Annotated in this window: 1 protein-coding gene; it reads left to right on the top strand. The window is 46.9% G+C overall.

Annotated features, from left to right (window positions below; all coding sequences use genetic code 11):
• On the top strand, positions 1-243 hold a 243-nt coding region (locus V6259_RS19950), incomplete at both ends, for a hypothetical protein (protein WP_341586010.1).

Here is a 243-nt window from a genome sequence, read left to right as displayed (position 1 = left end):
CAGGTAAAGTGCTGGATACGGCCACTGGCTCTGATGTTACAAAAGACCAGCTAGACGGCATGCTGTACGACGGAAAAGCAACCTACGTTGATAAAAACGGGCAACTTCGCTATGCGGATGGGTCACCTGTTTTAGATGAAAATGGGGAATCTGTTTTTTACGATAAAGACAAAGGCTTCGTCACCAAAGATGGCAAGGTAGCGGCGTTAGGCAGCAAACTTACTACGGCGGATGGAAAATTGA

Source organism: Marinomonas sp. TI.3.20 (assembly GCF_038155025.1).
Classification (GTDB): Bacteria; Pseudomonadota; Gammaproteobacteria; order Pseudomonadales; family Marinomonadaceae; genus Marinomonas; species Marinomonas flavescens.
The sequence above is the reverse complement of the archived record's forward strand: the minus strand, read 5'-3'. Positions and strand labels throughout refer to the sequence as shown.